This is a genomic window from Kitasatospora sp. GAS1066B (genome assembly GCF_041262605.1).
GTDB lineage: Bacteria > Actinomycetota > Actinomycetes > Streptomycetales > Streptomycetaceae > Kitasatospora.
Window position 1 is genome coordinate 29,108 of record NZ_JBGCCO010000036.1, and the last position, 24,717, is coordinate 53,824.

At 66.3% G+C, this 24,717-nt stretch carries 21 protein-coding genes and 4 pseudogenes; 13 read left to right on the forward strand and 12 right to left on the reverse strand.

What is annotated here, in order from left to right:
- Nucleotides 1-42: 42 nt before the first annotated feature.
- Together ABH937_RS31495 and ABH937_RS31500 are read right to left on the reverse strand one after the other, a co-directional pair.
- Nucleotides 43-1,092 carry a hypothetical protein gene (locus ABH937_RS31495; protein WP_370220198.1) on the reverse strand — a complete coding sequence of 350 codons (1,050 nt, stop codon included), beginning with the start codon at nucleotides 1,090-1,092 and terminating at the stop codon, nucleotides 43-45.
- 266 nt (nucleotides 1,093-1,358) lie between these two features.
- Nucleotides 1,359-1,751, reverse strand: a complete 393-nt coding sequence (locus tag ABH937_RS31500; protein WP_280694698.1) for a hypothetical protein — start codon at nucleotides 1,749-1,751, stop codon at nucleotides 1,359-1,361.
- Nucleotides 1,752-1,824: 73 nt separating this feature from the next.
- On the opposite strand from ABH937_RS31500, the pseudogene ABH937_RS31505 reads away from it, so the two are divergent.
- Together ABH937_RS31505 and ABH937_RS31510 are read left to right on the forward strand one after the other, a co-directional pair.
- Nucleotides 1,825-1,929: pseudogene (locus tag ABH937_RS31505) on the forward strand (transposase); the annotation flags it as partial.
- Between the two features lie 23 nt (nucleotides 1,930-1,952).
- Nucleotides 1,953-2,132: a hypothetical protein gene (locus ABH937_RS31510; RefSeq protein WP_280694725.1), complete on the forward strand. Its 180-nt coding sequence runs from the start codon at nucleotides 1,953-1,955 to the stop codon at nucleotides 2,130-2,132.
- Between the two features lie 735 nt (nucleotides 2,133-2,867).
- Here ABH937_RS31510 and ABH937_RS31515 read toward each other — a convergent pair.
- Nucleotides 2,868-3,497, reverse strand: a complete 630-nt coding sequence (locus tag ABH937_RS31515; protein ID WP_280694697.1) for a DoxX family protein — start codon at nucleotides 3,495-3,497, stop codon at nucleotides 2,868-2,870.
- Nucleotides 3,498-4,248: 751 nt separating this feature from the next.
- The gene (locus ABH937_RS31520; RefSeq protein WP_280694696.1) at nucleotides 4,249-5,733 is read right to left on the reverse strand and encodes a Dyp-type peroxidase; all 1,485 of its coding nucleotides are present in this window, start codon (nucleotides 5,731-5,733) and stop codon (nucleotides 4,249-4,251) included.
- A 1,357-nt stretch (nucleotides 5,734-7,090) separates the two neighbouring features.
- Between ABH937_RS31520 and ABH937_RS31525 the strand changes: the two genes are divergently transcribed.
- Nucleotides 7,091-7,279 carry a hypothetical protein gene (locus tag ABH937_RS31525; RefSeq protein ID WP_280694695.1) on the forward strand — a complete coding sequence of 63 codons (189 nt, stop codon included), beginning with the start codon at nucleotides 7,091-7,093 and terminating at the stop codon, nucleotides 7,277-7,279.
- A 186-nt stretch (nucleotides 7,280-7,465) separates the two neighbouring features.
- Here the strand turns inward: ABH937_RS31525 and ABH937_RS31530 are convergent, their stop codons facing one another.
- Together ABH937_RS31530 and ABH937_RS31535 are read right to left on the reverse strand one after the other, a co-directional pair.
- Nucleotides 7,466-8,941, reverse strand: a complete 1,476-nt coding sequence (locus tag ABH937_RS31530) for a hypothetical protein (RefSeq protein ID WP_280694693.1) — start codon at nucleotides 8,939-8,941, stop codon at nucleotides 7,466-7,468.
- Between the two features lie 930 nt (nucleotides 8,942-9,871).
- Nucleotides 9,872-11,287 (reverse strand): hypothetical protein, encoded by a 1,416-nt coding sequence (locus tag ABH937_RS31535; RefSeq protein ID WP_280694692.1) that lies wholly within the window; start codon nucleotides 11,285-11,287, stop codon nucleotides 9,872-9,874.
- 238 nt (nucleotides 11,288-11,525) lie between these two features.
- Here ABH937_RS31535 and ABH937_RS31540 point away from each other — a divergent pair, with 238 nt between their 5' ends.
- Nucleotides 11,526-11,927: a replication-relaxation family protein gene (locus ABH937_RS31540; protein WP_280694691.1), complete on the forward strand. Its 402-nt coding sequence runs from the start codon at nucleotides 11,526-11,528 to the stop codon at nucleotides 11,925-11,927.
- A 322-nt stretch (nucleotides 11,928-12,249) separates the two neighbouring features.
- On the forward strand, nucleotides 12,250-13,023 hold the full coding sequence (locus ABH937_RS31545; protein WP_280694690.1) for a CAP domain-containing protein: 774 nt from the start codon (nucleotides 12,250-12,252) through the stop codon (nucleotides 13,021-13,023).
- Nucleotides 13,024-13,219: 196 nt separating this feature from the next.
- On the opposite strand, the pseudogene ABH937_RS31550 reads toward ABH937_RS31545, so the two are convergent.
- A pseudogene (locus ABH937_RS31550) lies at nucleotides 13,220-13,387 on the reverse strand (transposase); the annotation flags it as partial.
- Nucleotides 13,388-13,612: 225 nt separating this feature from the next.
- On the reverse strand, nucleotides 13,613-14,167 hold the full coding sequence (locus ABH937_RS31555; protein ID WP_280694689.1) for a hypothetical protein: 555 nt from the start codon (nucleotides 14,165-14,167) through the stop codon (nucleotides 13,613-13,615).
- A 250-nt stretch (nucleotides 14,168-14,417) separates the two neighbouring features.
- Here ABH937_RS31555 and ABH937_RS31560 point away from each other — a divergent pair, with 250 nt between their 5' ends.
- The 5 genes and pseudogenes from ABH937_RS31560 to ABH937_RS31580 all read left to right on the forward strand — a co-directional run.
- Complete coding sequence (locus tag ABH937_RS31560; protein ID WP_280694721.1) at nucleotides 14,418-14,603, forward strand: YidB family protein; 186 nt, start codon at nucleotides 14,418-14,420, stop codon at nucleotides 14,601-14,603.
- Nucleotides 14,604-15,072: 469 nt separating this feature from the next.
- The gene (locus tag ABH937_RS31565) at nucleotides 15,073-15,336 is read left to right on the forward strand and encodes a hypothetical protein (RefSeq protein ID WP_280694688.1); all 264 of its coding nucleotides are present in this window, start codon (nucleotides 15,073-15,075) and stop codon (nucleotides 15,334-15,336) included.
- Nucleotides 15,333-15,698, forward strand: coding sequence for a hypothetical protein (locus ABH937_RS31570; protein WP_280694687.1), 366 nt, complete (start codon nucleotides 15,333-15,335; stop codon nucleotides 15,696-15,698). Before ABH937_RS31565 ends, ABH937_RS31570 begins: the two co-directional genes overlap by 4 nt.
- A 95-nt stretch (nucleotides 15,699-15,793) precedes the next feature.
- Entirely contained in the window at nucleotides 15,794-16,321 is a 528-nt protein-coding gene (locus ABH937_RS31575; protein ID WP_280694685.1) for a hypothetical protein, read from the forward strand.
- 12 nt (nucleotides 16,322-16,333) lie between these two features.
- Nucleotides 16,334-16,675: pseudogene (locus tag ABH937_RS31580) on the forward strand (DDE-type integrase/transposase/recombinase); the annotation flags it as partial.
- 80 nt (nucleotides 16,676-16,755) lie between these two features.
- On the opposite strand, the pseudogene ABH937_RS31585 reads toward ABH937_RS31580, so the two are convergent.
- The 3 genes and pseudogenes from ABH937_RS31585 to ltrA form a co-directional block, all read right to left on the reverse strand.
- A pseudogene (locus ABH937_RS31585) lies at nucleotides 16,756-17,277 on the reverse strand (IS30 family transposase); the annotation flags it as partial.
- 119 nt (nucleotides 17,278-17,396) lie between these two features.
- Nucleotides 17,397-17,792, reverse strand: coding sequence for a hypothetical protein (locus ABH937_RS31590; protein WP_348533721.1), 396 nt, complete (start codon nucleotides 17,790-17,792; stop codon nucleotides 17,397-17,399).
- An 87-nt stretch (nucleotides 17,793-17,879) separates the two neighbouring features.
- On the reverse strand, nucleotides 17,880-19,100 hold the full coding sequence (gene ltrA, locus ABH937_RS31595) for a group II intron reverse transcriptase/maturase (RefSeq protein ID WP_370220199.1): 1,221 nt from the start codon (nucleotides 19,098-19,100) through the stop codon (nucleotides 17,880-17,882).
- A 1,162-nt stretch (nucleotides 19,101-20,262) separates the two neighbouring features.
- Between ltrA and ABH937_RS31600 the strand changes: the two genes are divergently transcribed.
- Nucleotides 20,263-20,679: a hypothetical protein gene (locus tag ABH937_RS31600; protein ID WP_370220200.1), complete on the forward strand. Its 417-nt coding sequence runs from the start codon at nucleotides 20,263-20,265 to the stop codon at nucleotides 20,677-20,679.
- Nucleotides 20,680-20,771: 92 nt separating this feature from the next.
- On the forward strand, nucleotides 20,772-21,386 hold the full coding sequence (locus tag ABH937_RS31605) for a hypothetical protein (protein WP_280694816.1): 615 nt from the start codon (nucleotides 20,772-20,774) through the stop codon (nucleotides 21,384-21,386).
- A gap of 615 nt (nucleotides 21,387-22,001) precedes the next feature.
- On the opposite strand, the gene ABH937_RS31610 is transcribed toward ABH937_RS31605, so the two are convergent.
- Complete coding sequence (locus ABH937_RS31610; protein ID WP_370220201.1) at nucleotides 22,002-22,718, reverse strand: ISAs1 family transposase; 717 nt, start codon at nucleotides 22,716-22,718, stop codon at nucleotides 22,002-22,004.
- A 476-nt stretch (nucleotides 22,719-23,194) separates the two neighbouring features.
- Between ABH937_RS31610 and ABH937_RS31615 the strand changes: the two genes are divergently transcribed.
- A complete protein-coding gene (locus ABH937_RS31615; RefSeq protein ID WP_370220202.1) occupies nucleotides 23,195-24,337 on the forward strand; it encodes a hypothetical protein in 1,143 nt (380 codons plus the stop codon).
- The last annotated feature ends 380 nt before the right edge of the window (nucleotides 24,338-24,717 follow it).

The window sequence follows — 24,717 nt, forward strand, 5'->3', positions numbered from 1 at the left end:
CCGAACGCCTGGTCACTTGGCGGCAGAGCCGTCGGCCTGATGTCAGTGGTGCATCCCGGGTCGTTCATTCGGTGTTCGTGCCGGGTGTCCTGCTTGCGGTGGGGTGTAGGTACCGGTCTGGCGACGGTTTGCTGCTGCTGTGCGCAGTCTGTTCAGGTTGTCCAGCGAGGCGTTGAGTGAGGGGTGGGCCGGGGCCGTCAGCTGGGGAAGGTTCCGGTTCTGGTGCTGCGTGGTGTTGTCGATCTGGGGTTGGGGGGCTGCGGGGAGGTCGGTGTGGGTCGGGGCGACGACTGGCGGAGGAGCCACCGGATGGATCTCGGGGGCGTGCTCCTGTGCGGGGCTGGGGTTGGTTGCGGGGGTGGGATTGGTCGCGGGTGGGGTTGAAGTGGCCGGCTGCTCGGGGGTGGGTGCGGTGCTGGGGTTGGTGCGTCGGAAGGGCTTGGTGGCGACTCTGTAGAGCCTGCGGGTGCTCTCGCCGATCTTTTCGGCTGCGTAGATCGAGTTCTGGCGGATGCCGCGTGGGGGTGGTTCGGCGGCGGACATACGTCCGCCGCGGCCTGGGTAGAGGGTGCTGCCGTCCTCGAAGGTCAGAAACTGGTTCCCGCGCCTGGTCTCGCCGTAGGTCTGGAGCTTGTGCAGTCCCAGATTCTGGGGATCGGTTCCGCCGAAGAGGATGTCGTATCCCTGGTTACCGTGCTTGAGGTAGTAGTGCTCGTTGAAGTAGTGCCTGCCATCGTCGAGGTTCGGTTCGGCGCCACCGATCCTGCGGGCGCCTGTGTCGGCGACGATGCAGTCGCCGATCCGCTCGTGGCCCACTCCGTGCTCGGGGTCTTGTTTGCGGTCGGGGAAGCCGGCGGCCCGCAGCAGCATGACCGCGGTGCCGGTGAGGGTTCCGCAGTCCCCTTCCAGCTTCTCCCCGTTGAGGACCCCGTTGGGGCTCTCCTGTCGCTCGGTCACCCTGAAGCCGCTCTCGACGATGTTCCGTACCACGCGCCCGACGATCTGCCCACCCTCGCCACGCTGGTTCATCTCCTGCACGGTGTCCGCGTCCGGCACTCCGCTCAGGAGCAGGGTCCGCGCGTACTCAGGCAACTCATCCACACTCGTCGGAACCGGCATCACCCATCACCTCAACCCGAAGAAGACTCCACCAGGTAACACCAGCTTCTCTGCACAGGGCCTGGTCGTTAACCGTCGCACTACCGGTACTTCTACGTAGAGCTCTCCGGTGTCGGTGACGGCGGACCCCAGGGTTGAGGAACATCCAGATCATGGACTGGGCAGGAGCCGAGTCACGCGGCGAGCGCGACCTCAGATGCGTCTGAACCTGTAATGCCTGGTCAGGAACTCAGAGGACGTTAAGTCCGTCTTTGGTAGCGGCCGCGTCCGGGTTGGTCGAGGAGTCCCTGACGAACGCGTCGTCCCAAGCGGGAGCGGGTGGTGTTGATCGAGGGCTCGTCGGTGGGCAGCCCGAGTAGTTCGTGCAGGTCACGCACCCGGAAGGTCCGCCTGGGGTGCTCGTTGAAGGCGGTCACGATGCGCTGGTAGACGGTGGAGGGCTCTGCGGGGGCTTGTGTGGGTTCGGGCAGGGCGATGCCGTCGATGACCGTGCCGGTGGTGACGATCTCGGCGAGGCGGGCCTCGGCCAGGGCACGGGTGAGTTGGTCAATCTGTTCGCGCAGGCAGTCAGCGCGTGCGGCGGTCTCGTCGTGTTCGGCCTGCAACAGCCCCATGAGTTCGGTGACGTTCACGCGGCCAGCTTGATGTCGTCGCTGACATTCCCCTCGTAGCGTGGAGTCGTGATCAGAGGGGAAGTTGAGGGTCATGACGCGGAAGAGGCGCTCGTACGACGCGGAGTTCCGCGCGGGGGCGGTGCGGATCGTGACAGAGACCGGGAAGTCGGCTGCGGAGGTCGCGCGGGACCTGGGCGTACACGAGAGCACGCTGCAGAAGTGGGTCCACCGCACGCGGGCCCGGGCGGACGCGGAGGCGGCCGGGGGTTTGAGCGAGTCCGAGCGCGCCGGCTGCGCGAGGAGAACACCCGCCAGCGCAAGGAGATCGCCGAGCTGGGGATGGAGCGCGATGTCCTCAAGCGATCGGTGGTCCTGTGGGTGAAGGAGGCGATGAAGTGACGGTTGCGGGCTTCATCGCCGACCAGAGGACCGAGCACGGCGTCCCGCACATGATCGCCTGCCGGGCTCTTGGTGTCTCCGAGTACTGGTTCTACAAGTGGCGCCGGCGCCCGGCCGAGCCGACGAGGCGGGAGGTGCGGCGGGCCGAACTGGCCGATCGGATAGGCCACTTCTGCGCCGCTTCCGGCAACACCTACGGCTCGCCCAGGATCACCCCCAGGACCTGTGGGCGGAGGGCTGGCAAGTCTCGGAGAACACTGTCGCCAAGATCATGGCCGAGCTCGGGCTCCAGGGCCGCGAGCCCCCGCGCCGCCGGTCGCTGACTCAGCAGGGCAGACGCAAGGCGGCCCGCGACCTGGTCAATCGGCACACCGGGCTGCATACTCCTCCAGCGGACCCGGCGCGGGTGGACACGGACACCGTGCGGTCATCAGGAACCCCCTGCGGCCAGCGAAATCCCAACTTCAGACGTATCGCTGACCTGACCTACCGTCAACCCTTGTTACTCGCCGGTGCAACAAACCACCGGTAGCTACCCGGCCTTTGGGCTTGACCCCGGATGGGTTGGACACCTGACGGACTGACAACAGGCACTTCCCCGCGGGTAGGTGGCAACGCCGGTCCGACTGGCGGCGAAACGGCTGCCCCTGCCCCTCCCCCAGCCTTCGGCCGGGGATACCCCGATCGCGGGAAGCCGGATACCTCCCTGGCGTAGACGCCGGCATCCTCCGGTCCTCAGGTGACGCGTCGAGTGACTACCACGATGCTGGCGGTGAGCAGGACGAGGTTCTTGACGACGAACTCTCCAGTCATGGTCAGCATGAGCGGGTTGCCATGATCGAACGCCATCTGAGGCAAGAAGACCAGTACACCGAACGTGCCGATCATGTGGGCGACCAGGAGCGGCAGGGTCAGCTTGAGGAATCGGCCGGCGATGAGCCAAAGGCCGAGTATGACCTCGAACCAGCCCACTGCGGCGACAAACCAGCTGGGTGTAGGAAAGGGGACGGTACCGACGACGAGTGCGGCTGCGGGGCTCACATCTGCGACCTTGAGAGCGCCGAACCAGATGTACACCAGACCCAGACAGCCGCGTAGGGCGGTTAAGGCGACTCCGTGAAGCACGGGGGCGGGCTGGCTGGGTTGCCCGGTGCGGGGCGGCCACCACAGGTGACCGAGGGCAGCGTCGTCGTCGATGCGCGACTTCAGGAGTCGTTGGACTACGAGCACGGTGGCCTCCGGAGAAGTGGTTGAGGGATAGCTTGGAAAGACGGCGGGCCGCCGACCGGCTGACGCGTGCCCACTGGATCCTGGACTGATGTCTGCACCGCGCACGGTCCATGATTTGGTCGCTGGCACGGTCATGGAGCAGCGAGATTAAGCACGGACAGGTGGGCGCAGCTGGAGTCCGGACGTCCGAAGACGGGTCTACGTGGCGGCCGTGGCCCAGTAATCGACAGTGCTCAACAGCATCTGATGCCGCGTAGGTTCGTGGTTTGGGCCTGTTTGGAGTTGTGAATCAAGCAGTGGCGCTTAGCTGTCGGGCCTCTTTTCTCGCGTGTGGCCAGGCCCTGCCACGAATGGATCGTGTTGGTGGAGCGCGCCACTGTGTTGCGTGATCTGTCTTGCGTGGGATGTGGGAGACCGGCCGGCCGCCGGCGCTGCCGCGCTCCTTGCGGCCTGGTCGGCCTTCTCCGCCACTGCCACAGTCGGGCCTGCTGACGGCGTGGCGACCAGTGCGGCCAACACGCCGGCCTCCCACCGCTGACGAAGCGATCGCAGGCCGGTTACCAGTCCCCGAACACGCAGGCGTCTTACGCCACTGGCCGCCGGTGTGGAACTGCCGCCAGATCACGCCCTCGAACTGACCGCGCAGGCGGGCTACGGACAGGGCCGGACCGCCCCTACCAGCAGGAACGGGCTCAGCCAACCCAGCAATCGCGATCGTCCGGCTCACCCCGCGTCACAACAGCGCTCCACCGGCCTGACCCGGCCCACGGGATCGAACCGGACCACACCGATCGCACTCCGGACTAGCCTTGGTTGTGCGGACGCGGAGTCATCCACAGATGCCCCGCGACCGGCAGACCAACCGCCTGGAGCGTGGCAGCGGAGACTACGCAGGGCCGGTCTCCAGCTCGCCGTCGACAAGGCCGCGAAGGGTGGTGATCGCAGGTGTGAAGGCGTAAAGAGCGCCCTCGGTGCGGACGAAGGAACCGAACGACAGAGAGACGCCCCCGCTCGCGGACGCGAAGCTCACATCGCCCCCGGTGCCGATGACGGGATCATTTCCGGTCCGTGACCTCGGGAAGCCCGCGTTGTTGATCCAGGCGCGCTGGAGGAACTCGAACTGGCTCACCAGATCAGCCTGGTAGCTGACGAACATCAGGCCGCGCGGAGTGTCGGCGCCGCGGTCCGAAGACGCAGCGGCGGGGTCGAAGGCCGGCCCGAACGGGATACCCCGACGGATGAGGCGATGAGCGTCGGCACGGCTGAAGTCCACGGTGCCATCGCCCGGCTGTCCGAATCCGGCCCGGGGATTGGTCTTGCGCAGGTGTGAGAAGAGCGGGGTGTTCAGGCCGTCCTGGTCGTCGTGGAAGTCGATGCTGTTGTCGGGCGCCATACCGGGAGCGGGCGGAACGTCGGCCAGGGGACAGCGGGCGATCGGGGTGCCGGAGGGCCAGCGGCCCACAAGGCGGGCAGCGAGCCACTGGTCAGTGGCAGATTCGGGCGCGACACTGGCCTTCTTCAGCACGTCGAGCTGGGGTCCGAGCTGGGCGTGCCAGCCGGGGACGTCCTGGGCCAAGCGGCGTATCACCTGGAACGAACCGCCGGTGGCCCAGCGGGGCAGACCAGAGCGGTTGCTGCCCGTGCCGACGACGAACAGCTCGGGCGGCAGGATCCGGGTCCCCGGCCTGCCTAGGGCGTTCTGGCCGTCAGGGTCCGCCGGGTCGAAGCCGCGCACGGCGGGCTGGCTGACGCCGTCGGCGAAACCGAAGTGCTCGTGGCCCCTCAGCGGGCCCGGAAGTGTCGCACCGTCCTGCTCGAAGACCACCGACGCGTTGTGATCGCTGGCAAGCCTTCGGTGGCGGTCGACGGTGCTGCGCAGTCGCCCGGGGTCGTCCGAAGCCAGGGTCAGAACAGCATGGACGACCGGGCCGTCGCCGGCGCCGAACAGCCAGCTCTGTGGGGCGCTGGTGCCGGTGTCGCCTACGGTGTTGGCCCGCTGGGCGGGTCCCTGCCGAAATGCGTCGCCACCGCCGGTCGGGAAGGGTTCCGTATCCGCCAGCAGAGTCAGTCCACGATAGGTGAGGCTGAGGCCTGCCCAGTCCGCGGACATCGAGCCGGGGTCGCGGCCAGCGGCCTGCTGCCGGACCTTACTGAACTGAGCGTTGAAAGCGGCGACATCACGAGTGGTGGAGACCTCGGGGATGACCTGCCTGAGCCAGGCACGGGCGGTAGTCGTGTCCTGGAATCCGAGCATCAGAAAGGACTGCTGGTCCTTGCGGAAACCGGCGAGGATATCGCCTTGGATATCCTCACTGTCACGCAGCGGCAAGTCTTCGGAAAAAGCTGTTCGACCCTGCTTCGGCGGGGTCACGACCGACTCCGCTCGGGCCGCCGGGGCACCGGCCAGTATCAGGCCAACTGCGCCAAGTGCGGATAGGCCGGCGGCTGCGGTCACGGTCCGACGGGACGGTAGTGCCGAGCTGTCACCGCTGGGCTTGTCGTTCTCTGACAGCATGTCAATGCTCCCTCGTCGGTAGGATATCGGCTTGCAATTTTTCGATGGCTCTCTTGGGAGGCTGACGGCGTGCAGGGAACGCTGCGTGCGACAGTCGCGGCCACCAGCCCGGCTGGAGTTCCTTGCGGAGGGTCCTCTGAGCGCGATGCGACCATGCCCTGTTGTCCGCCGAGCCTTCACAGAGTTTGGCCACGCTGTATTCCCCCAGACGAGGAATGATCACAGAGGCCTGTCGGAAGGGGCCTTCCGCGGTGACAGCGAAGGCACCGCAGGCACTATGGAAGGACACACCGGCCGGTAGAGCGTGTCCCCGCGAATCCACGGACGAGTGTGGGCAATCCCCTCGTACACTGCTTGTCCTCACGTCCTTGTCCCCTGCCGTGCAGTGACGGCTTGCTCCAAAAGGCCTGTCTCATCTCTGGAGGCAGAGCTAAGTTAAGGCGCCCCGCAGGCAGGAGAGAAGCTACGAAAGGAGGGCTGACGGCAGCGGCCTTCGTCGTAGGAGAAACCAGCAGCAGTGCGGAAGCCTGTGTCCTTTGTGCGCAGTGCGAACTCGTCAACACCGAACATGCGCGGCGTAGTCGGTGCATTCTCGGGTAACTCGTATCAGCCGCAGCAACGTAGAGCGGCTCACCGGGGCTGCGAGCGTGTTCGCCAGCCGGGCGCCGGTATGGTCCGCGAGAATGAGGGTGGCACCTGCTTCAGAGCAGTCTGTAGGCCCTGGCTCCGCCGTCCGTGACGGAAGGTTGGGCCCGGTTCCTGCTCGACGAACGCTGCCTGCGGGTAGGCTTGTTGGCGCCGGAACCCGTCCGAACTGCAACTCGATGACCACACGGCGCTGGCCGCCGCGGTGTCATCAAGACGGCGCACGTATCGGCTGTGCACCCGCGTTGAGGTGGTTCCACACGCCGTGCACTTGGCCCGGCCGGTCGTCGTGGCGGCTTGGACGGTCACCAGCTCGTCTCGGATGGCAGAGCTGATGCAAAGTCGGATTTCAGTCGTGATACGCAGGTTACGGGGGATGCCGAAGAGGTCGAGCGGGGCTGTGTGTGGTGCGAGGGCCAGCCGGCGGCGTGCGTCGGCGATTGAACTTCCTGTCCTGCGCATGAAGTTCATCGTGATTGATCTCAACGTGGCCATGTTCTGGGCTCCGTGGCCGGTACGGATCCGGGAGGCGTCCTCACCCAGCGTCACGTCCCGCACATAGTGGACCGTGACCGGTTTGGTGGTCAGGCTGGGCGGGGATCCAGGCGCCTCGGCCGTCGAAGAGCCGGGTGATGGCGTCGAGGAGGTCGCGGCCCTGCTTCGCGAGGGTGGACAGGTAGCCGCGCACGTCGAAGAAGCGCTCGGCGCCGAGTACGGTGCGCCAGCCTCCGGAGATCTTCTGCTGGATCTTGGCTAGCCTGATGGCCAGCTCGCTGGCGTTGTCCGCACACCTGGACTCTGCCGGCTCTGGCGTGAGGCGTCCAACTGGGTCAGGACCAGGCCGGTGGCGTGTTCCAGTGCGGCGAGCCGGTGGATCTTCCGGCCGTTCGCCTTGGCCACGCCCCGCAGGCTCTTGCCGTCCACGGCAAGCAGAGTCGCCCTGTCAGTTGAGCCCGTGACTCTGGGTGGTTTGCCGGGTTCCGGCTGATTTTCTCGTCCTCTCCTGGTAGTTGGCCGACGTCTTCGCTTCTGGCCCCCGCGGGCGCGCACGGTTAGCGGCCTCTTCCAGCGCTGTGAAGTTCTCTATGCGCTGAGAGCAGGTCTGAACGAGCACGGCGGCTCCGGAAGTAGCGTCCGCGACGGCCAACATGGCTCTTTGAGCTGACATGGCGAGGACGGCACTCCCCTCGCGGACAGTCTGCTGCACCGCCCCACGCTGCTTCATGCGCTCTTCCAGGGTCTTTTTGACCATGAGTCCGACATCTTTGAAGGCAAGTACAAGTGGGCCCGCCACCGGGATGGCACCCACACCTTCGTTGACCAACATGTTCGCAACGGTCACACTCTCAAGGTTCGCCAGGTTCCTGTCGCGTCCCTCCTGGGCCTTCTGCCGTCCGGCAAGGCGCGCCTTGTGCTGCACATCGTGCTCTGCCTGGAGGGCGTCCACATCCGTCGGGATCCGGCGGAACTCCGGTCCAAGAGCCGAGCCTTCAGCACTTTCAGCCGCGCCCGCCCGCCCGTCCGCCAGGCGGAAGCCGCACTTCTCCAGCAGCTCCTTGCCATGCTGCCGGTCAAGGTGCAGGCGCGTGACAGGACCCGTGACCGGGTTCTCCAATCTCACCTGAAGCTCCTTGAACACAACCTCACGTGCAGCATCGACATCCCTGGCCGCCTGGTTGAAGTGTTTAGCGAACTGACCGATGGCGGTGTTTTGGTTGATTTCCACTCCGACGATCTGTTTGAGCTGCTGCTCCAGTTCCCCCTGCCCGGACCAGACGGCGTAGATGTTCCGGGCGAAATTTGCCCCGATAAATCCCGCGACTGAACCACCATGGGTCGCGGCGACCGTCACCGAATCGCCGAGTACACCTTCGCTGACCCGAAGCACAGACCCGATTGCTATGTCCCGGATATCGCTGTCCTTGACCCTCTCATCCTTGACGGACTGCTGCGCCTGGCGCATGTTGTGTTCGTCCGACATCGGTTTGGCATCAGGGTTGTCGAGCTGAGGCCGTTTTTCACTCGGCAGGACAACAGGGTCGTTGTCGCCGGTGACGGACCTCATCATCAGCGTGAGGTCGCGAAGATCGCGGAGCTGGTCGCCCAAGGCCTCGGAGAATATCTCGACAGTGCTGTTGAGAGCGACGTTCGTGAGCCCCACGACCTCCTTCGTGGTGTACCTGGCTTCGGCTGAGGTGTTCTGGGTGGCAGCCACGACAAAGCCAACAGCCGCGCTCAGCGGCCCTAAGAACGGCATCCGTAGCGCGGCAATAGCGCTCTGGCCCGCGGCGCCCAAGTACTGAGGCGCCGCGGACGGGAGGTAGTCCTGCGTACGACCGGCGACTGACATGCGGTCCAAACCTGTCAGCAGCTCACGCGGAAATATATTCCCGTCCTCTAGGTAGTCGATATCCGTCACGGCTCGCCGCCTCCTTGTCCATATCCAGCGAGCCAAACCCGGCAAGCCACGGACTACCCGGTCTGTGAGCCAGCCGCTCATCCCCGGCGTACACCTATTTTCCGCTCCCCATGCGAGCTCCTGCCTCGGGAGACATACCGAGGTGGGCCCGGAGAACTGGGCCTTCCCCGCGACGCCAACAACGGCAGCTGCGCGCCACCGGCGCGAACGGCGTCACCCGTTGCAACCCGTTTTCTGAACCCGAGGACCGGCGGGCTCTGTAGGCTGGTCGCAGGTGGCTCCAGGCCAAGTGCGCCATGGCGAACTTGAGAACGATCAAGGTTTCCCTGGGTCGTTCGGTCCTGCGCCACGCCCGCCCACCGGACGCACCATTCACCCCACCCACCCCCACCGGTTCCGTTCGCAGAGCGTGCGCTGAAACCGCTCAGCGAGCGGATGGCTTCCGCAACCAGCTCGGATCGGGGTGGCGGGCGGCTGGCGTCATGCTCCGGCAAGCCGGACGCGCGGCACCACTGAAGTGGGCCCGCGGTGCCCATCTTCCGGCCAACCGGCAGGGTCGCCGCGGCGGCGTCCAGGCCGAGCTCGGTCAGGCCCCCAGATCCCCGCGTTGGCGCTCTTCGAGGGGACCGGCTTGCGCCGCTTGGGCTGGGCGGGCTTGGGGGCCGCGGCAGCGGCGTCTTCTTCGGCGTGCCCCGAGCGTGCCCTGCTTCTCGGTCAGCCGGCTCTCATACAGCTCCATGTCCCGCAGCGCGCTGGCCGTGCTGTACCACTCCTACGGCGAGGGCAACGGCACGGCCCGCACGCATGCCGAGGAGATCCGAGGACGACGGTTGACGGGGCTTCGCCGAGTCCGGGACGAGGTAGTGGAGCGGCTGGACGACCGGGACGGGCCGAGGCCGAGCGCAGCGGAGCAAAACGCAACGGAGCAAGCTATCGCGGGGGGACTCCATGCCTGCGGTGCGGGGGGTCCGGCGGTGGGAGATGAGGTGGCGGAGAGCGGCGGGCGGTGTTGGGGGCGTGTGTGTCGGCGTCCTGCTGGCGGGCCACCGGGGAAGGTGCTGCCTTCTTGCGTGCGACGGTCAGCGCGGCCTCCACGGCCAGGTTCTTGCTGCGCTTGCGTACGACGGCATCGTGGCAGGCGAGGAGGAAGTCGACGATCGCCGGGTGCGGTCCGGCTTCGAGCCCGGGCTTCACCTTCCTGGGCGAATGGAAGGTCACGGACATCGGGCCGGCGTCCTCAAGGGCCTTGAGCGCCTGGCCGTCCCATGCGCGCGTTTCCGGGATGCTCACACGCGCGCCGGTCGGCGCGAAGCCCAGGACCTGGTGGTAGAGCGCTTCTCCTCCCCGGGCGTAGCGCTCTTGGGTGCTTCCGGAGACGTAGGCGTTGTATGCCTCGAAGTACTTCTGTCCGAGGATTTTTCCCATCACCGTCAAGTACCTGCCCAGATGCTCGACCTTCTTGACGGGGTCCCTCTCTTCCGCCAGCGGCGCGTAGAGCTCCGCGGCGTATTTCTGCTGCTCCGGCGACAGGTCCTTGGTATCGAACGGGTGCTTCAGCCTGACTGCGGGAGGGTACCTGTTGAACATGTTGATCAGCGCGACGACTTCCTCAAGTCGTAGGAGGGCTTCCTTCCTGCGCTCGATGTCGCGTAGCGCCGGGTCCGTTTGCTTGACCAGCCACCGTGTGTGCGGGCTGTCCTCCATCAGCTGAGGCCGCCATCGGTCGAGGCCGAGTTGGCGCCGGGTCCCTCCGTAGGTCCCTTCGTAGTGGCCCCGCAGGGCCTTCTTCTCCCCGGCATCGAGGGGAGGTTGCCGCAGAGCCGCTTCGATGGTCGGCAGGGGGAAGAGGGTCTCGGGGGAGTCGATGTAGCTGAGAGTGGTCTGGGTGTCCTTGGCCGTCAGTCCTTCGGCGAGTTGTAGCCGGGCCAGGTCCTGCTCCAGTTCCAAGTGGAACCACTCGTGCAGAGCGCCGATGGAGCAATGGACCGCTGTTGGGTCCGCCTCCAGAGGGCCCGGGGGGACTGTGTAGGTCGTCGTCCAGTTCCTCTGATCGAATTGCGAGCCGAATCCTTGGTCGGGGATGCCTTGCTGGACGACGGCGGTGGAGGGCCGGTAGCCGTATCGGAGGCCCTCACTGTGGACGAAGTTGTGCAGGGCCTTCATGAACGCTTCGACCCGGTGCTCGGGGATGATGACCGGGGGCGGCATGGCGTCCGGGCGCGGCCGTCCTCGGGGCGGGCCGCCTTCCGGGCGGGCCTCAGGGACGGTTTCGCCGAACTGGCCGACCATGGCGATGGTGAACTTCAGGTATTCCGTCAGGAATTCCTTGTCTCGCAGGACCGGCATCGTCTCCTCCTTGGGCTTCCGCCTGGTACGGCTCGCCCTGCGGGCCGGTTGCCGAGGCTGTGGGGAAGATATCCCCGTCTTGCCCCACTGGGCCGGCCCGCGGGGAGACAAAGCGGGGAAAGCCCCGAAGGGCGAGGTCCTGGTTGAGGGCGTGGTGCTGGCGCAGTCCTGGCGGCTGCCGGCCTGATGCCTGACCGAGCACGGCAAAAGCACGGTCACGCGCACGCAGGTGGCGTTCGTGGCCGGCGCCCAGGCGGCGGGAGACGAGTGCGCGCCGCTGGACTTCCTGCTGAAGGTCTACCACCGCTACGGCGAGGGCAACGGCGGCACGGTCATCCCGGACGGGCTGCTGACCTACACCGTCGGCGGGACGGCGCGGGCGTTCGTCGGGGTCGACCGCGGCACGATGGGCGGCGAGAGGCTGGCGGCGAAGTTGATCGGCTACGCCCGCTTCACGGCCACCACCCGGTCCCCTTTACACCTGCGCGAACAGCGGGCGCCCAAGGGCCCTGCCGGCCTGGCAGCAGCACTACGTATGGTTCCCCAGGCTGCTGTTGGCTGGAGCGCCAGCGCCGGCACATCGTCTGGGGCGTGGCCGCCTTCGCCCAGTACAAGACCCGCACCGGCACGGGTTGGATGACGGCAAGGGCGGCACCATGCCGTCAAGCTCGGTATCTGGATCTCCAACACCAACATCCGCCGCGCAAAGCTCACCGAGGAGCAACTGGCCACGCTCGCCGAGTTGGGCCTGAGCTGGGCGTAGGAAGCGGGGCTTCTGGGCGCGGCCGTCATCACTGCACCTATCGGGTGATCCAACATGCGGGCTGGGCGTCAGACAGGCGCGACCGACATGTCTCTACGAGCACAGCCATCGGCCAGCAGACGCTGTCCAGTCCGTCTCCCCCACCGAATATCGCGGTTCGCACTGCTCGGCCGCGTCCTGACGATCCTCGGAGCCCGTGATGTCCTCTCGCATCCGTCTGACCGCCGCCGGCCTCGGCATCGCTGCCGTCCTTCCCGCCCTCAGCCTGCCGGCCCAGGGGGCTCATGCCGAGCCGGACGACCGGACGGGGGCCATCGCCGTGCACAACACCGAGCGGGCGAGCGTTCCCGCGGTCGTGAACGAGAGTTCCCGCGCCCCGCTGCCCGCGCTGCGGGAGTCCCTCACGCTGGATGCCCAGGCTCAGGCATGGGCTGACAGCCTGGCCCTGCGCGATGGGGGTCTGGTGCACTCCACACAGACCCAACGCACTGTCGCCTATGCCGACTCGGAGGGTCGGACCGTCACTGGATACACCGGGGAGAATCTCGCCTACTTCACCGTCACCGTCACCGCCGACGACGCGAACGGGACCGCCGAGGTAGCCGCGACGCGGCGCAGGGTCATGACCGAGGCCGCCGAGCGCTGGGCCGCGGAGAAGTCCGCCTATGCACTCCTCCTCGAGGCCGACAGCGGGAGGTTCCCCACTGCGGCTCAGCTCCGGGAAGCGAACAGTACTCTGAACGGCGAAGTCGGCCATTACACCCAGATGGTCTGGCGGGCCACTACCAGCATCGGCATCGCCGTGGCGGAGGCCCCGGTGAAGGGCACAACCGTCAGCGACACCTGCTCCCCGCGGGGAAGCACGGGTTGCCCAGCGGACGGCCACCTGCAAGCCCCCGGTCAGCTGTACCAGTGGTACGTCGTGGCCCGCTACGGGCCTGGGGGCAACATCAGCGGCGACAAGCCCTACTGAGGGATCCCGCCGAATGCAGCTTCGGCGCGCTCGCCTGCGTGGCCCATACACCTCCCTGCCACAGCACAGGTCGCCGTCGGCTGCCTACCAGCCGACGGCGACCTGGTGCAGAGCATCGGGGCGGACGAGCAGAAGACAAGCCGTAAGAGCCGACAGCACAGCAGCCAGCCTGAACGAGTCGGCCTGCGCTCGACCCTCGTGAGAGCGAGCGCCATTTCGCACCGTTGTCGACGATGTACAAGATCGCGTCCATGATCTCGCGTCGCGGATGCGCCTCCGGGCGGCCGCCGCGGACGGTACGGCAGGCCGGAACAGGTGGCAGGGGCTCCAGGGCACACTCGGCGTCGGTGGTGTCCGAGCGGTAGCGGCGTTCGTGCACGCTGGTCACCGCCTTCCGATCCGTCTCGATCGATGCCACATGTCAGCGGCGGTTCTCACGGGCGTGCCCACCGACGAGGCGTCCGTCAACATCACCCGCAGCCGCCCTCGGACGCCTCACTCGCCAATGCTTCCTCACCCAACCCGGACGAGGCCGCTACCAGAAACGGGCTTAACGTCCACTCAGAGAGCGCCATCACCCCCTGGGTGTTCACATGAAGCACCGCCAGGAGTTCGGGGCGTAGAAGTCAACGAAACGGTCGACAGCGCGGTAGCCGCCGGATGACCAGATGCACACATCGGGCATGCTGATGCCGTACAGGCTCGCTCCGGCGCGGCTGTAGTCCACGCAGTGCCAGTCATAGACGGTCGCCCCGGTCAGCACCACTCCATCATGATGTAACGCCCGCTGGCAGTAGGCCGCCAGATTGGGGGGCACGTAGACCAGCGATGCCACCCGCCAGCAGGACACAGAGGTGGGATCGTAGAAATTCTCAATGCGATCCGTCGTGTTGCCCTGCCCGTACTGCTGCTGGCAGGCAACGTCGAAGTAGATCCGGGACCGTGCGCCTTGGGAAGTGACGCAGTGCCAGTCGTACGCGGTCGGGCCGTCGAGGACTGCGGCTGTGTCACCCCGCGAGGCGCAGTAGGCGTTCAGATCGGGGGTTCCGATCCGGTAGTGGGGTGGGATCGAGGCGTTGGCGCTGGAGGCGGCTGCCAGGAGTAGCGGTATGGCGCAGAGCAGAACGAGCAGGCGGCGTAGCACAGGCGATTCCTCTCCAATCGTGGGAGACAGGCAGTCTGATGGGCAGTCATGCACTGTCGTCCATTGGATGGCAGGAGCCTACCCACAGGTGCAAATTCTTGCAGAAAATTGCAGCAAGATGGCTGGAATACTCACCTACACCGCCACCTACAACGGCGACACCAACCACACCGCCAGCACCGCCCACCTCCTCTAACCCCCACCCCAAACCCCACAGCAACCGTGCCCCCGCCAAGCGGGGGCCACGGTCATACCGCACCCAGGCGAGGCCGTTGCGGCGCTTCCCGCCGAAGCCGTGTCGAAGGTGGCCGAGCAGGCCGCCGTCTCCCCGCGAGAGACCGCCGACGAGATCGCCCAGACCCTGTCACGAGCCGTGGACAGGCTCACGCCGGGCGGTGAACCTGTCCCAGGGCGGGCGCCTCCCCGGAAGATCTGATCAAGCTGCCACTCTGGCTGCTGCCTCGCACACGCGGACCGACCTCACCCCGTAGCTCAGCCGGTCCACGCTCCACGCCGCGTCCGCCCGCCACCAGCCGCCGACCCCGCCCCTGGAACCGCCGGTCCGACTGCGCCCGGCCACGAGCCGACGATCACCAGAGACCCGCGCGCTTGGGGCCGTCCTCTTGGGGCGCACCCGATTGCATCGCGACGTCTTCGCGGGTCAGGCTGTGGGCCGCGTACAGGACAGACAGGTGGAGGTCGAGGGCGGTGTGGTAAGGGCGGCACAGGAGGCTAGGAGGGCTGGCGCCAGCCTCGGGGGCTCCGGCGATCAGGTAGAAGCGGCCGGGCTGCAGGCCGCCCAAGGCCTGTCCGGGGCGGCGATCCCGTTCGCCGGACCCGCGTCGGGGATCGGGTGTTTCGCCGTTTGCTATGCGGTGGTATCAAGTGCTAGCTATGCTCGAGATATGAGCAAGCAGACCAACATCCGACTGGATGACAGTACGCGGGCGGCTGCCGAGGATCGGGCCAAGCGGCGGGGCCTGAGCCTGCAGGGGTACGTGGCCGATCTGATCGAGCAGGACGTGAATGAGTCGCGTGCTGCGTTCATGGCCGCCGCCCAGGCATTCCTGGCGTCCTATGCTGCGGAGTTCGAGGCGGAGTTCGGTGAGGACCGGTACCCGGGTCTCGGCGCCCGGGCGGCGGCGGACGCGCCAAGGAACGCCGCGTGAACCTGAAGGTCGATCTCGCGTGGATCCTGGCCGTTGCCCAGCAAATCCCCGGGGACCCGCAGGTCGTCGACTACGGCGTTCCAGTCGCGGCGGAGACCAGGCACCGCGCGGAGATCCTGGACCACGAGGTCTACCCCGAGCCGCACCACAAGGCTGCAGCGCTGCTGTGCGAGCTGGCCAGGAACCCCTCGCTGGAGGTGCGCAGTCTGCTGTACGCGGCCACCGTCACCGCCGCGTACCTAGCGGCCTGCAACCTGCCGGTCAGCCCCGGACTGGACACCGTCCTCCCGCTCGCGCGCGCAGCGCGGGACGGCCTTCCTGTGCGGGAGGTCGCCGCTCAGCTCAAGTCCTGGACGAGCTGAGGAGGCGTCCGCGGCAGCGCGCAGACCAGGCAAGGATGCTGCTTGAACCGCCCCGGGTTCGGTGGGGACTCGATTTCGTGTAAGGACTTCGAGTCATGGCACGTCCTTCCTCCTACCCGCCTTGGCTGCGCTGTCGTGCGGTGCGCATGGTCGCCGAGGTCCTCGGTGACTACCCGAACGAGTCGGCCGCATCGCGGGCCGTCGCGCAGAAGCTGGGCATCGGCTCCGCCGAGACGCCGCGCAACTGGGTGCGTCGGGACCAGGTCCACTCCAGGCAGCGTCCGGGGACGACCACGGAGGAGTCCGCGCAGATCAAAGGCGATGAAGAAGGAGATCGCCGAACTCAAGCGGGCCAACGACATCCTGAAGGCCGCGGCGAGTTTCCTCGCGGCCGAGCTCGACCGGCCACACCTACGCTCGTAGCGTTCATCGACGAGCACCGGGACCGCTTCGGCGGTGTCGAGCCGATCTGCCGCGTGCTCACCGAGCACGAGTGCAGCATCGCCCCCTCCACCTACTACGCCCACAAGAAGCGCCTCACCGAACCCTGCGCCCGTTCCGTGCGAGACGACGAACTCAAGACCTTGATCCAGCGGGTGCACGACGCCAACTACCGTGTCTAAGGGGCCCGGAAGATCTGGCGGGAGCTGAGCCGGCAGGGACACGCGGTGGCCCGCTGCACCATCAAGCGCCTGACACGCGAGATCGGCATCGCCAGCGCCGTGCGCGGCAAGAAGGTGATCACCACGATCGCCGACCCGGGCGCCGAGCGTGCTCCGGACCTGGCGGACCGCGAGTTCGTGGCCACCGCCTCGAACCGATGCTGGGTCGCCGACCTCACCCACATCGCCACCTGGGCGGGCGTCGTCTACGTCGCCTTCGTCGTGGACACCTTCTCGCGCCGCATCCTCGGCTGGTCCGCCACAACATCAAAGGAGGCCCAACTCGTCCTCAACGCACTGGACATGGGCCTGTGGCAGCACGACCACGAGGGCCGCCCGCCCACGCGCGCCGAAGGAACTGGTGCACCACCCGGACGCGGGTTCGCGAGGCGGATTCAACCAGTGGTCGCAACACCGAGTTGTTGGATCGATAGTAGGTGGTCGTTGAGGGCTTCGGCGGGAGTCTTCCAGTCGAGGCTCTTGCGGGGTCGGCTGTGAGCGTGGCAGCAACCGCTTCGATCTCCTCAGCCGTCCACCGGGACAGGTCGGTGCCTTTCGGGAAGTACTGGCGGAGCAGGCCGTTCGTGTTCTCGTTGGTGCCGCGCTGCCATGGGCTGTGCGGGTCGGCGAAGTAGACCGGGACGCCGGTCTCGATCGTGAACTGGGCGTGTGCCGACAGTTCCTTGCCGCGGTCCCACGTCAGCGATCGCCATAGTTGCTCGGGCAGGTGCCGATGGTCGTTGCAAGTGTGTCCTTCTACCATCGTCATGGCGCCGTAGCCGGCCAGTGGGTGGCCCGTTTTTGGTGCGGGGAACAAGGCCGCAGCCGTCCTGGCGGGGCAGGTGGACGAGCACCGTGAATCGGGTCGTGCGTTCGACCAGGGTGTCGATCGCCGATCGTTCGAGCCCGATCACCAGTCGGGTAGCGGGGACGCATTGCTGCGTCGCCGCCCCCTCAGAACCGTGCAAGCAGCTGTTCACCGCACACGGCTCAAGCAAGCCCCATGGGCTCGCGGGCAGGCGAAGTACTGGACTCGTCAGCTCGGCGGCTCCCTTCCGCCGTTGACACTGGTGTGGAGAAGACGGATTCGTTGATCGCCCGGCGTGCTTCCGCACAGGAATGCGACGTACTGCTTGGAGATCGCCTTCCTGATGACGGCCCGCCATGACTCCCATTCGTGGGGGCTTCGCGGCGGGTGGTCGGCGTGCAGCAGGAACCCTCCGCAGACCGGGCAACGACCGTGCTGGGCCTGAAGCAGGCGCACGGTGATGCCGTCGACCGGCGGAGGCGGTCCCTTGCGACGCCGCTCGGCCCAGTACGACTCCAGGGCTGGGTCGTCCGGAGACGCCCTGCCCTTGACCAACTGGTGCCGGACGATCTTCGTCCAGGAGAACTTGAGCAGGTAGGCACCGCTGTCGCGGTCGCCGAACACCCACCGGTCCTTCCTGGCCTTGTTGAACCGGCCGAAGTACTTGCTGGAGACCCAGTGCTTCGGCTTGTTCGGGTGGCTGTGCTTGGCCTACTTGTAGGCGAGCGTCCACATGTAGTTGTCCAGCGCCGTGAAGATCTCGCTGGACACCACCGTCCGGTAGTAGGCCGACCAGCCCCGCACGATGGGGTTGATCTTCTTGAGCACGGCCGCAGCGTTGGCCCCTCGCAGGGCCAGCATCTCGGCGTGCAGCCGTTCCCGGATCCGTCGTTGTGCCGCTGTGCTCGGCTTGATCAGCAGTTTGCCGTGATACCGGCGGACGTTGAATCCCAGGAAGTCGAACCCGACCTCCGCGTGGACGATGCTTGTCTTGTCCTCGTGGAAGGCGAGCCCCCTGGGCGTCAGCCATGCGGCCAGCCGTTCCTTGACCACTTCGGCCTGCTCACGACTGGTGCACATCGCGACGAAATCGTCTGCGTACCGCACCAGCACGGGACTTCCGCTCTGCGCACTGCCGGCGTCTCGGCCGGCGGTGTAGTAGCTGACCCCTGCGGCTTCCTCCATCCCGTGCAGGGCCACGTTGAAGAGCAACGGGCTGATCACCCCTCCCTGCGGAGTTCCCTCCTCGGTCGGGGCGAATCGACCTCGATCCACGCCCCCGGCCTTCAGCCACTGCCGGACCAGTCCCCGGGCGGGGAAGGTGCCGAGCGCGGCCATCAGCCGGGCGTGGTCGATACGGTCGAACGCCGCCGTCAGGTCCGCGTCGAGCACCCACACACGCTGCGGATTCTTCCCGTTCAGCGTGGAGTAGATGGCCCCGATCGCGTCGTGACAGCCGCGGCCGGGCCGGAAGCCGTACGACTTCGGCTCGAACCGCGCTTCCCACTCGGGTTCCAGTGCGCCCAGTGCCATAGCCTGAAGGCACCGGTCGACGATCACGGGAATCCCGAGGCCGCGCTTCTTCGCTGTCCCCGGCTTGGGGATGAACACCCGCTTGACGGGCTTGGGAGTCCAGGGTCGGGCCTGGTGCCGGACCCAGGGGGCCAGCGCGGCCTTTGACTGGGGAAGCAGCACCACCTTCCCGTCGACTCCCGCCGTCGCGCGTCCAGCGTTGATCTCCGTGACCCGCCGCACACTCAGGAGCGTGTTCGAACGGGAACGGAGCATCAGCTTCTGCAAGTTGCGGACCTTCTTGAGGTCCCCTGCCCGCGATGCCGTGAAGATTCTCTGCCGCAGACGCCGTACGTCCTCCTCGGCCCGGCGCCAGTCGATCGACACCCAGCCCAGGTCTTCGCCCTCGGGTCCGTTCACCGTCGCGGCGGCGGCCGGGACGGCCGAGGCCGCTCCGTCCGCATCCGTCATGGTGTCCAACTTGTCCCTCGGTTCCGTCGTCGTTGTCCAGTGAGTCCGCACAGGCTCACCCGGCCCACGTCAGCACCCTTTCGGGTCCAGGCAGCAGCCTGTATCCGGACGGTTATGCGGGGCGACCGGCGGAGAGGCCGATCATGCTGCCCCGGGTTCCCGTTTTCCTTTCGGCTTCCGGCGTTGGCTTCTTGGGCCGTCCTGTTCCCGCTGGGGAGTTGAGCCTTCCTCACGGTCGGCCGACCGAGCCACGACGGCCCGGACCCCAACGGGGTTTCCACGTTCCACACGAGTGAGATGCGACCGGGGTGGGTGCTCCCTATACCCCGAGGCGGCGGTGTCCACCTGGCTGGAGTGACCTCTACCGGCCAGCGCCTGCCGCTTCTCAGCGGCCAGCCATGCACCCCGCTGGTGCTTTCCATCGGCGGGGCTTGGGATCACGAGGCATCATCGGGAGTTCACTTGCGTTCACCCGTCCGGTCTTCCCCTTGCCGGTAACTCCCGGATGGAACGGGAGTCCTTGGGCTTTCCCCTGAGCTTGGCACCACGCCGTTACCGGTGTGGTTTGCGTCCAGGGAAGTGGTGTACGGGTTCCACCCGTTCCGGGGGTTTCGTCCGGTAGCGGGTGTTGCCTGAGAACGTAGAACGGCCACTGGTTGATCCTTCGAGATGTCTGACGTCACGAAGAGGAGACCAACACGATGACCGCACCTGACAGTCTGCCGTTCGCCGCGCTGCTGGAGGAGAACCTCGCTTCGGCGCGGAAGGACGTCACCGCGAGGCGCTACAACCGCGAGGCCGGCCACGGCCGCAAGGAGACCCGCGCGACCAGGGCACTCACCATCACCGGCCTCGACCTGAGCTTTCCCCACGCCGTCCAGGCCGTGCGCATCCCGCGATACCGCACCGACCTCAAGACCGCCACCGTCAGCCGCCAGACCGTCTACACGATCACGGACTTGACCTCACATCAGGCCTCGCCCCAGCGCCTCGGCCAGATCGCCAGATCGCCAGATCGCAGTGGATCATCGAGAACCGCCCGCACTTCGTCCGCGACACCACCTTCGCCGAGAACGCCTCGAAGATCCACACCGGCCACGGCCCCGAGAACATGGCGACCCTGCGCAACCTGGCGATCAACACGCTGCGGCAGCACGGGCACCGCAACATCGCCACCGGCCTTCGCCACGCCTCGTACGATCCCTTCAACAGCCCGCTGGACCTCCTGAACATACCTGACCAGCCGGTCTACACGATCCCCGAGACTTTGAAGCACCCTGGGCATCTGCCGCCGTGCTTCGGGCTGTCGAAGTCGACGGTGCACCGCAGGTTCACGATCTGGACCAGGGCCGGGCTGTGGGACCGGCTGCGGCGGGTGATCCTTGAGCGCCTGGTCGCCGCAGACGCGCTCGATGTGTCGCACGTGATCGTGGACTCGGTGCACGTGCGCACGAAAAGGGGCGCCAAGTACGCACGACAATACGCACTCCGGCCGTTTCCTATATCGAAGACAGCGTGCAACCGTTAAAAATCAATGCCAGAGTATCGCGATTCACAATTAAGGGAATCACTGCCACGCGTGCAGCACCACGGAAAGCGACAAGAGAAGGGCGGGAAGCTATGCCGGAGCAGCCAGGGAACAAGCAAAAGCCTCCACCGGAAGAACCTACACTGGAAGGTCGCTTCCGCCTGCAAACGACAAAGCTAAAGGGAAAACTAGACCGCATCAACGAGGCGACTCGGGTCGCGGACGATATCCTTCAATTAGGGTTCGTCAAGGATCCAAAATCAGAGCCCCCCTACCTGAGCGAAGTAATGAAGTACGCCGATAAAGCGCTTCGGGTGGGACTCATTGACGAAACAACTCGATCCGAGGTACTAGGGAAGGATAATAATCGAGACAGACTGAACCAGTTGGCCAAGGTGGTCAAGAACCAGAAACCTAAACTGGCCAAAGAACGCAAGGAGACCGCGCGCGATTTAGAGGCTGTCATACGGACTGGGCAGCATGTGGGGTCCCTTGCCAGGGGGGTGCGTCCAAGTAAGCTATCGAGAGCCCTTGACACTGTAGGCCTTAAAAACCTCAAGACACGTAGACTGGCGGCGCGGACGAAGGATATTGACACGCAAATAATGGGAACTTCCATGCCCGAAGTACTGAAACCTGCCGTGCAGAAATATGGGAAGGGGCTAGCGGAGGAACGAGCAAATAAGAGAGGCATCAAGCCGGATTAAAAGAAGTACATCAGGCCGGGCCCCCGATTCTCGATTTCTGGTACGGGGATTATCGATTACAGCGCCTGAACTCTCTTGAAGTAACCCAGTCTCTTCAGTTGGAGATCGACTGGTCCGCTACAGTTCGGCAATCTGCCAACGGGGGTAATTGTCCTGCATGCAGGCGAAGTTGCTGGATGCGCCGCTGCACGTCACGGATCTGGAGTGGGCCTAGGAGGTCAGTAACCAGGGGGCTTTGTGTGATAACGAACTGATCCCGTTTGCCGGGAAAGGACCCTCCGGCAACGAGGAGACCCGCCGTGTCCACCACATCCGCCCCGCACCAGCACACTTCGGTCCGCACGGTCCTGGGTACGCCAGCTGCGGCGCGCCGTCGGGCAGGACCCCAATCCGCTCTGCCGCCCGGTCGATCGAGCCCGCAGCCAGCTGCTGGTCGCGGCCGCGCTGGCCCTGGGCTGCCCAAGTACCGGGGTGCTGGCCGCGGCCTATACGGCCGTCAGCAAGGTCAGCCCGGCCCCGCTCAGACAGGCGGCCAGCAGGACCGACACCGAGCGCCGCACCGCCACACGACCGACCCGCCCACCGTGGCCACGACAGGCGCACCCGCACTTCATGTCATCGAACGTAGCGCCTCGCGGTGACGTCCTTCCACGGCAGTGACCGCAGTCGGCGGTGCAGCTCGGGCTGGTTGGCCTTGACCACGAGCAGGTAGTGGGCCTTGTTCTCCTCGACGAGGAAGCGCGCGTGGGTGCGTTGGGTGTGCAGGGAGTCGGCGGTGACAGTGACGCCGGTCAGGTCGAAGGGCTTCAGCAGCGCGGTGAAGCAGGTGATTTCGTTGGTCTTGTCTGGGACCCGCAGCTGGGTGATGGTGCGGCCGTGGCCGGTCATCGCGGCCAGCAGGTGGGCCGCGGGCACCTCGCCGTGCCGGGAGCCGCGGGCGGCCTTCCCGTCCACGGCCACCGAGTGCGCACCGCCGGGATCAGCACCGGTCAGATCGGCCAGGCCGGCGGGACAGATCAGGTTGACGATCCGTCGGATCGTGGCGGCGCTCGGAGCGACGCGTACCCCCAACGCGCCCGCCGCACGAGCGCCCAGCCGCGCCAGAGCGTGCTGCGGAGCACTCGCAGACCACTGGCCGATCGCCGCGTACGAGCGTGCGCCGACGACCATCGCCGAGGCGGCAACCAGCAGCACCGCCACGAACGGGTGACGCACGCCGCGCAGCCGACGCGGATCGGGCAGCGCCCGCAGCCTCCCCGCCAGCGAGAGCCCCGCCACATCCTCCAGAGCGGGCGACTTGACGAGCCAGACGGTGGCAGACTGGCGGCACATCGAAGCTCCAGCGGATCAAGGCGACTTGGCAAGGTCACCTCGTTCAACTGGAGCTTCGATGCATACGTAACGGGCCGACCCGGACCCTCCGGGCCCCGCTGATCTGCCGACTCACGTGAACACCGGGACTTTGAAACGCCCCTGGGCGGTCGGGCTCGCGCGGAGCCCTTGAATCAAGCCCGCTCCTACCTTCGTCCTGATCGACCATCGACTATCTGACGGTCTCCAGCGCCGGTGCGAGACTGTAAGTTCTGACTCGTAGTCAGAGTCCTTCCCGGGAAGCCGATCCGGACGCTGGCCACCTACCCATCGCGTTCGTAATGCCCGGGCCACTGGTCGCTTCGGCAGGGGTTCACCAAACTAGTTGGCTGAGGCACGACGCCTGGCCACTCAACACGGTGTCAACTCACTGCGCTGATAAAGCCGCTGGCATGGGCGGAAATCTCTCTACACATACTCATCCAAAGGCTGGAGTTATGAGGCTCTCCCACCAGATCGCCGTGGTCGCATCCCTCGTCGTCTCCGCTGCGGCCGTAACGGTACCGGCTCCTGCCGCAGCTGATGACCGGCCCAGCTCCATAGTGTCGCTGGGCGACAGCTACATCGCCGGGAACGGCGGCCGTTGGTTAGGCAACTCGACCTCGCTCCTCAGTGACCGCAACGGCACCGACCGCGCCTGGAGCCAGTCGGGATACGACGCCCACCGCGTGTATGGAACCTCCTACGACAACAACTGCTATCGCTCTGATGTCTCGGAGATCCGCAGTACGCCTGTGGTAGTTGACCAGAAGATCAACCTTGCCTGCTCGGCCACGAAGTCCGTGAACCTCCTCAGCAGCGCGTCCGGCGGACAGAGCTTCCGCGGGGAGGCACCCGAAGACGACCAACTGTCCGCTATCGCGCACAGGACCCAGGTGAGGATGATCGCCGTCTCGATCGGCGGCAACGATCTGGGCTTCGGTGAGATCATCGCCAAGTGCTTCAGCGCCTACATCACCTCACCCAGTTTCCTGCCGCTCCACTGCCGCGACAGCGCCCAGCGGCAGGTGGAGGAGAACACCGCGATGGTCAAGACACGCGTCGGTGCGGTACTGGACGATATCCACCGCGTCATGGAGAGCGCCGGCTACGCCCCTGACAGCTACCGGATCGTCCTGCAGGCCAATCCGTCGCCTTTCCCGCGCGGCTCCGAGATCCGATACCCCGAAGCCGGGTCCAGTCGGATGTCCGAGGGTGGATGCCCGATGTGGAACACCGACGCCGACTGGGCGCGAGACCAGCTCGCCCCTGAGTTCGCGACCCTGATGCACGACACGGCCCGGGCCCACCGTGCTGACTTCCTCGACATGCACAACGCCCTCCAGGGGCGGGAGGCCTGCTCTCTGTCGACCTCGCTGGTCGGCGACGGCGGACCTTCCGCGACACGCTCCGAGTGGGTCCGCTCGGCCGCTCTCATCCAGGGCAACGTCGAGGAGACGATCCACCCCAACGCTTACGGGCAGCAGGCCATGGGTCGCTGCCTGGGACTGGCCTACACGAACGGCCCGGGCGACTACGCCTGCACCAACACCCCTGGGCAGGACATGTCCGGTATGAAGGTTCAGAAGCTTCCGCGCTAAGCGGTCCCCCTGTGTCGTCGAGATCGCGTGCTGGGTGTCGGCACCCACAAGGACACCCACGTGGCCGCCGTAATCACCGCAGCGGGGACCTTCGTGGCCAGCCGGAGCTTCCATGACCGCCGATGGCCATCAACAGCTGCTGGACTGGGCCCAGGAGTTGGGACAGCTCCTGTCCCGGCCACCACGAGTCCGCCGGGCAGGATTCTGACGCTCGTGCTCGAAGCAACACTCCACGGTTCCCGTGGCGAGCTCCCAACACCACGCTGATCAACGAGCTCCAAGGCATCACAGAGACATCGGTGTCAGCCGAGACGGACACCACCATCGCCCGGCAGCCCGACGTGCGAACACCACAAGCAGCCGGAGCACGCCCACATTCT

Bases quoted from the DNA above. Each gene is read 5' to 3' on its own strand.
- ABH937_RS31515 (WP_280694697.1), bottom strand. From the start codon at position 3,497: ATGACCGTGCCAGCGACCAAATCATGGACCGTGCGCGGTGCAGACATC.
- ABH937_RS31535 (WP_280694692.1), bottom strand. From the start codon at position 11,287: ATGCCGGTCCTGCGAGACAAGGAATTCCTGACGGAATACCTGAAGTTC.
- ABH937_RS31545 (WP_280694690.1), top strand. From the start codon at position 12,250: ATGTCCTCTCGCATCCGTCTGACCGCCGCCGGCCTCGGCATCGCTGCC.
- ABH937_RS31565 (WP_280694688.1), top strand. From the start codon at position 15,073: ATGAGCAAGCAGACCAACATCCGACTGGATGACAGTACGCGGGCGGCT.
- ABH937_RS31575 (WP_280694685.1), top strand. From the start codon at position 15,794: ATGGCACGTCCTTCCTCCTACCCGCCTTGGCTGCGCTGTCGTGCGGTG.
- ABH937_RS31600 (WP_370220200.1), top strand. From the start codon at position 20,263: ATGGCGACCCTGCGCAACCTGGCGATCAACACGCTGCGGCAGCACGGG.
- ABH937_RS31605 (WP_280694816.1), top strand. From the start codon at position 20,772: ATGCCGGAGCAGCCAGGGAACAAGCAAAAGCCTCCACCGGAAGAACCT.
- ABH937_RS31610 (WP_370220201.1), bottom strand. From the start codon at position 22,718: ATGTGCCGCCAGTCTGCCACCGTCTGGCTCGTCAAGTCGCCCGCTCTG.
- ABH937_RS31615 (WP_370220202.1), top strand. From the start codon at position 23,195: ATGAGGCTCTCCCACCAGATCGCCGTGGTCGCATCCCTCGTCGTCTCC.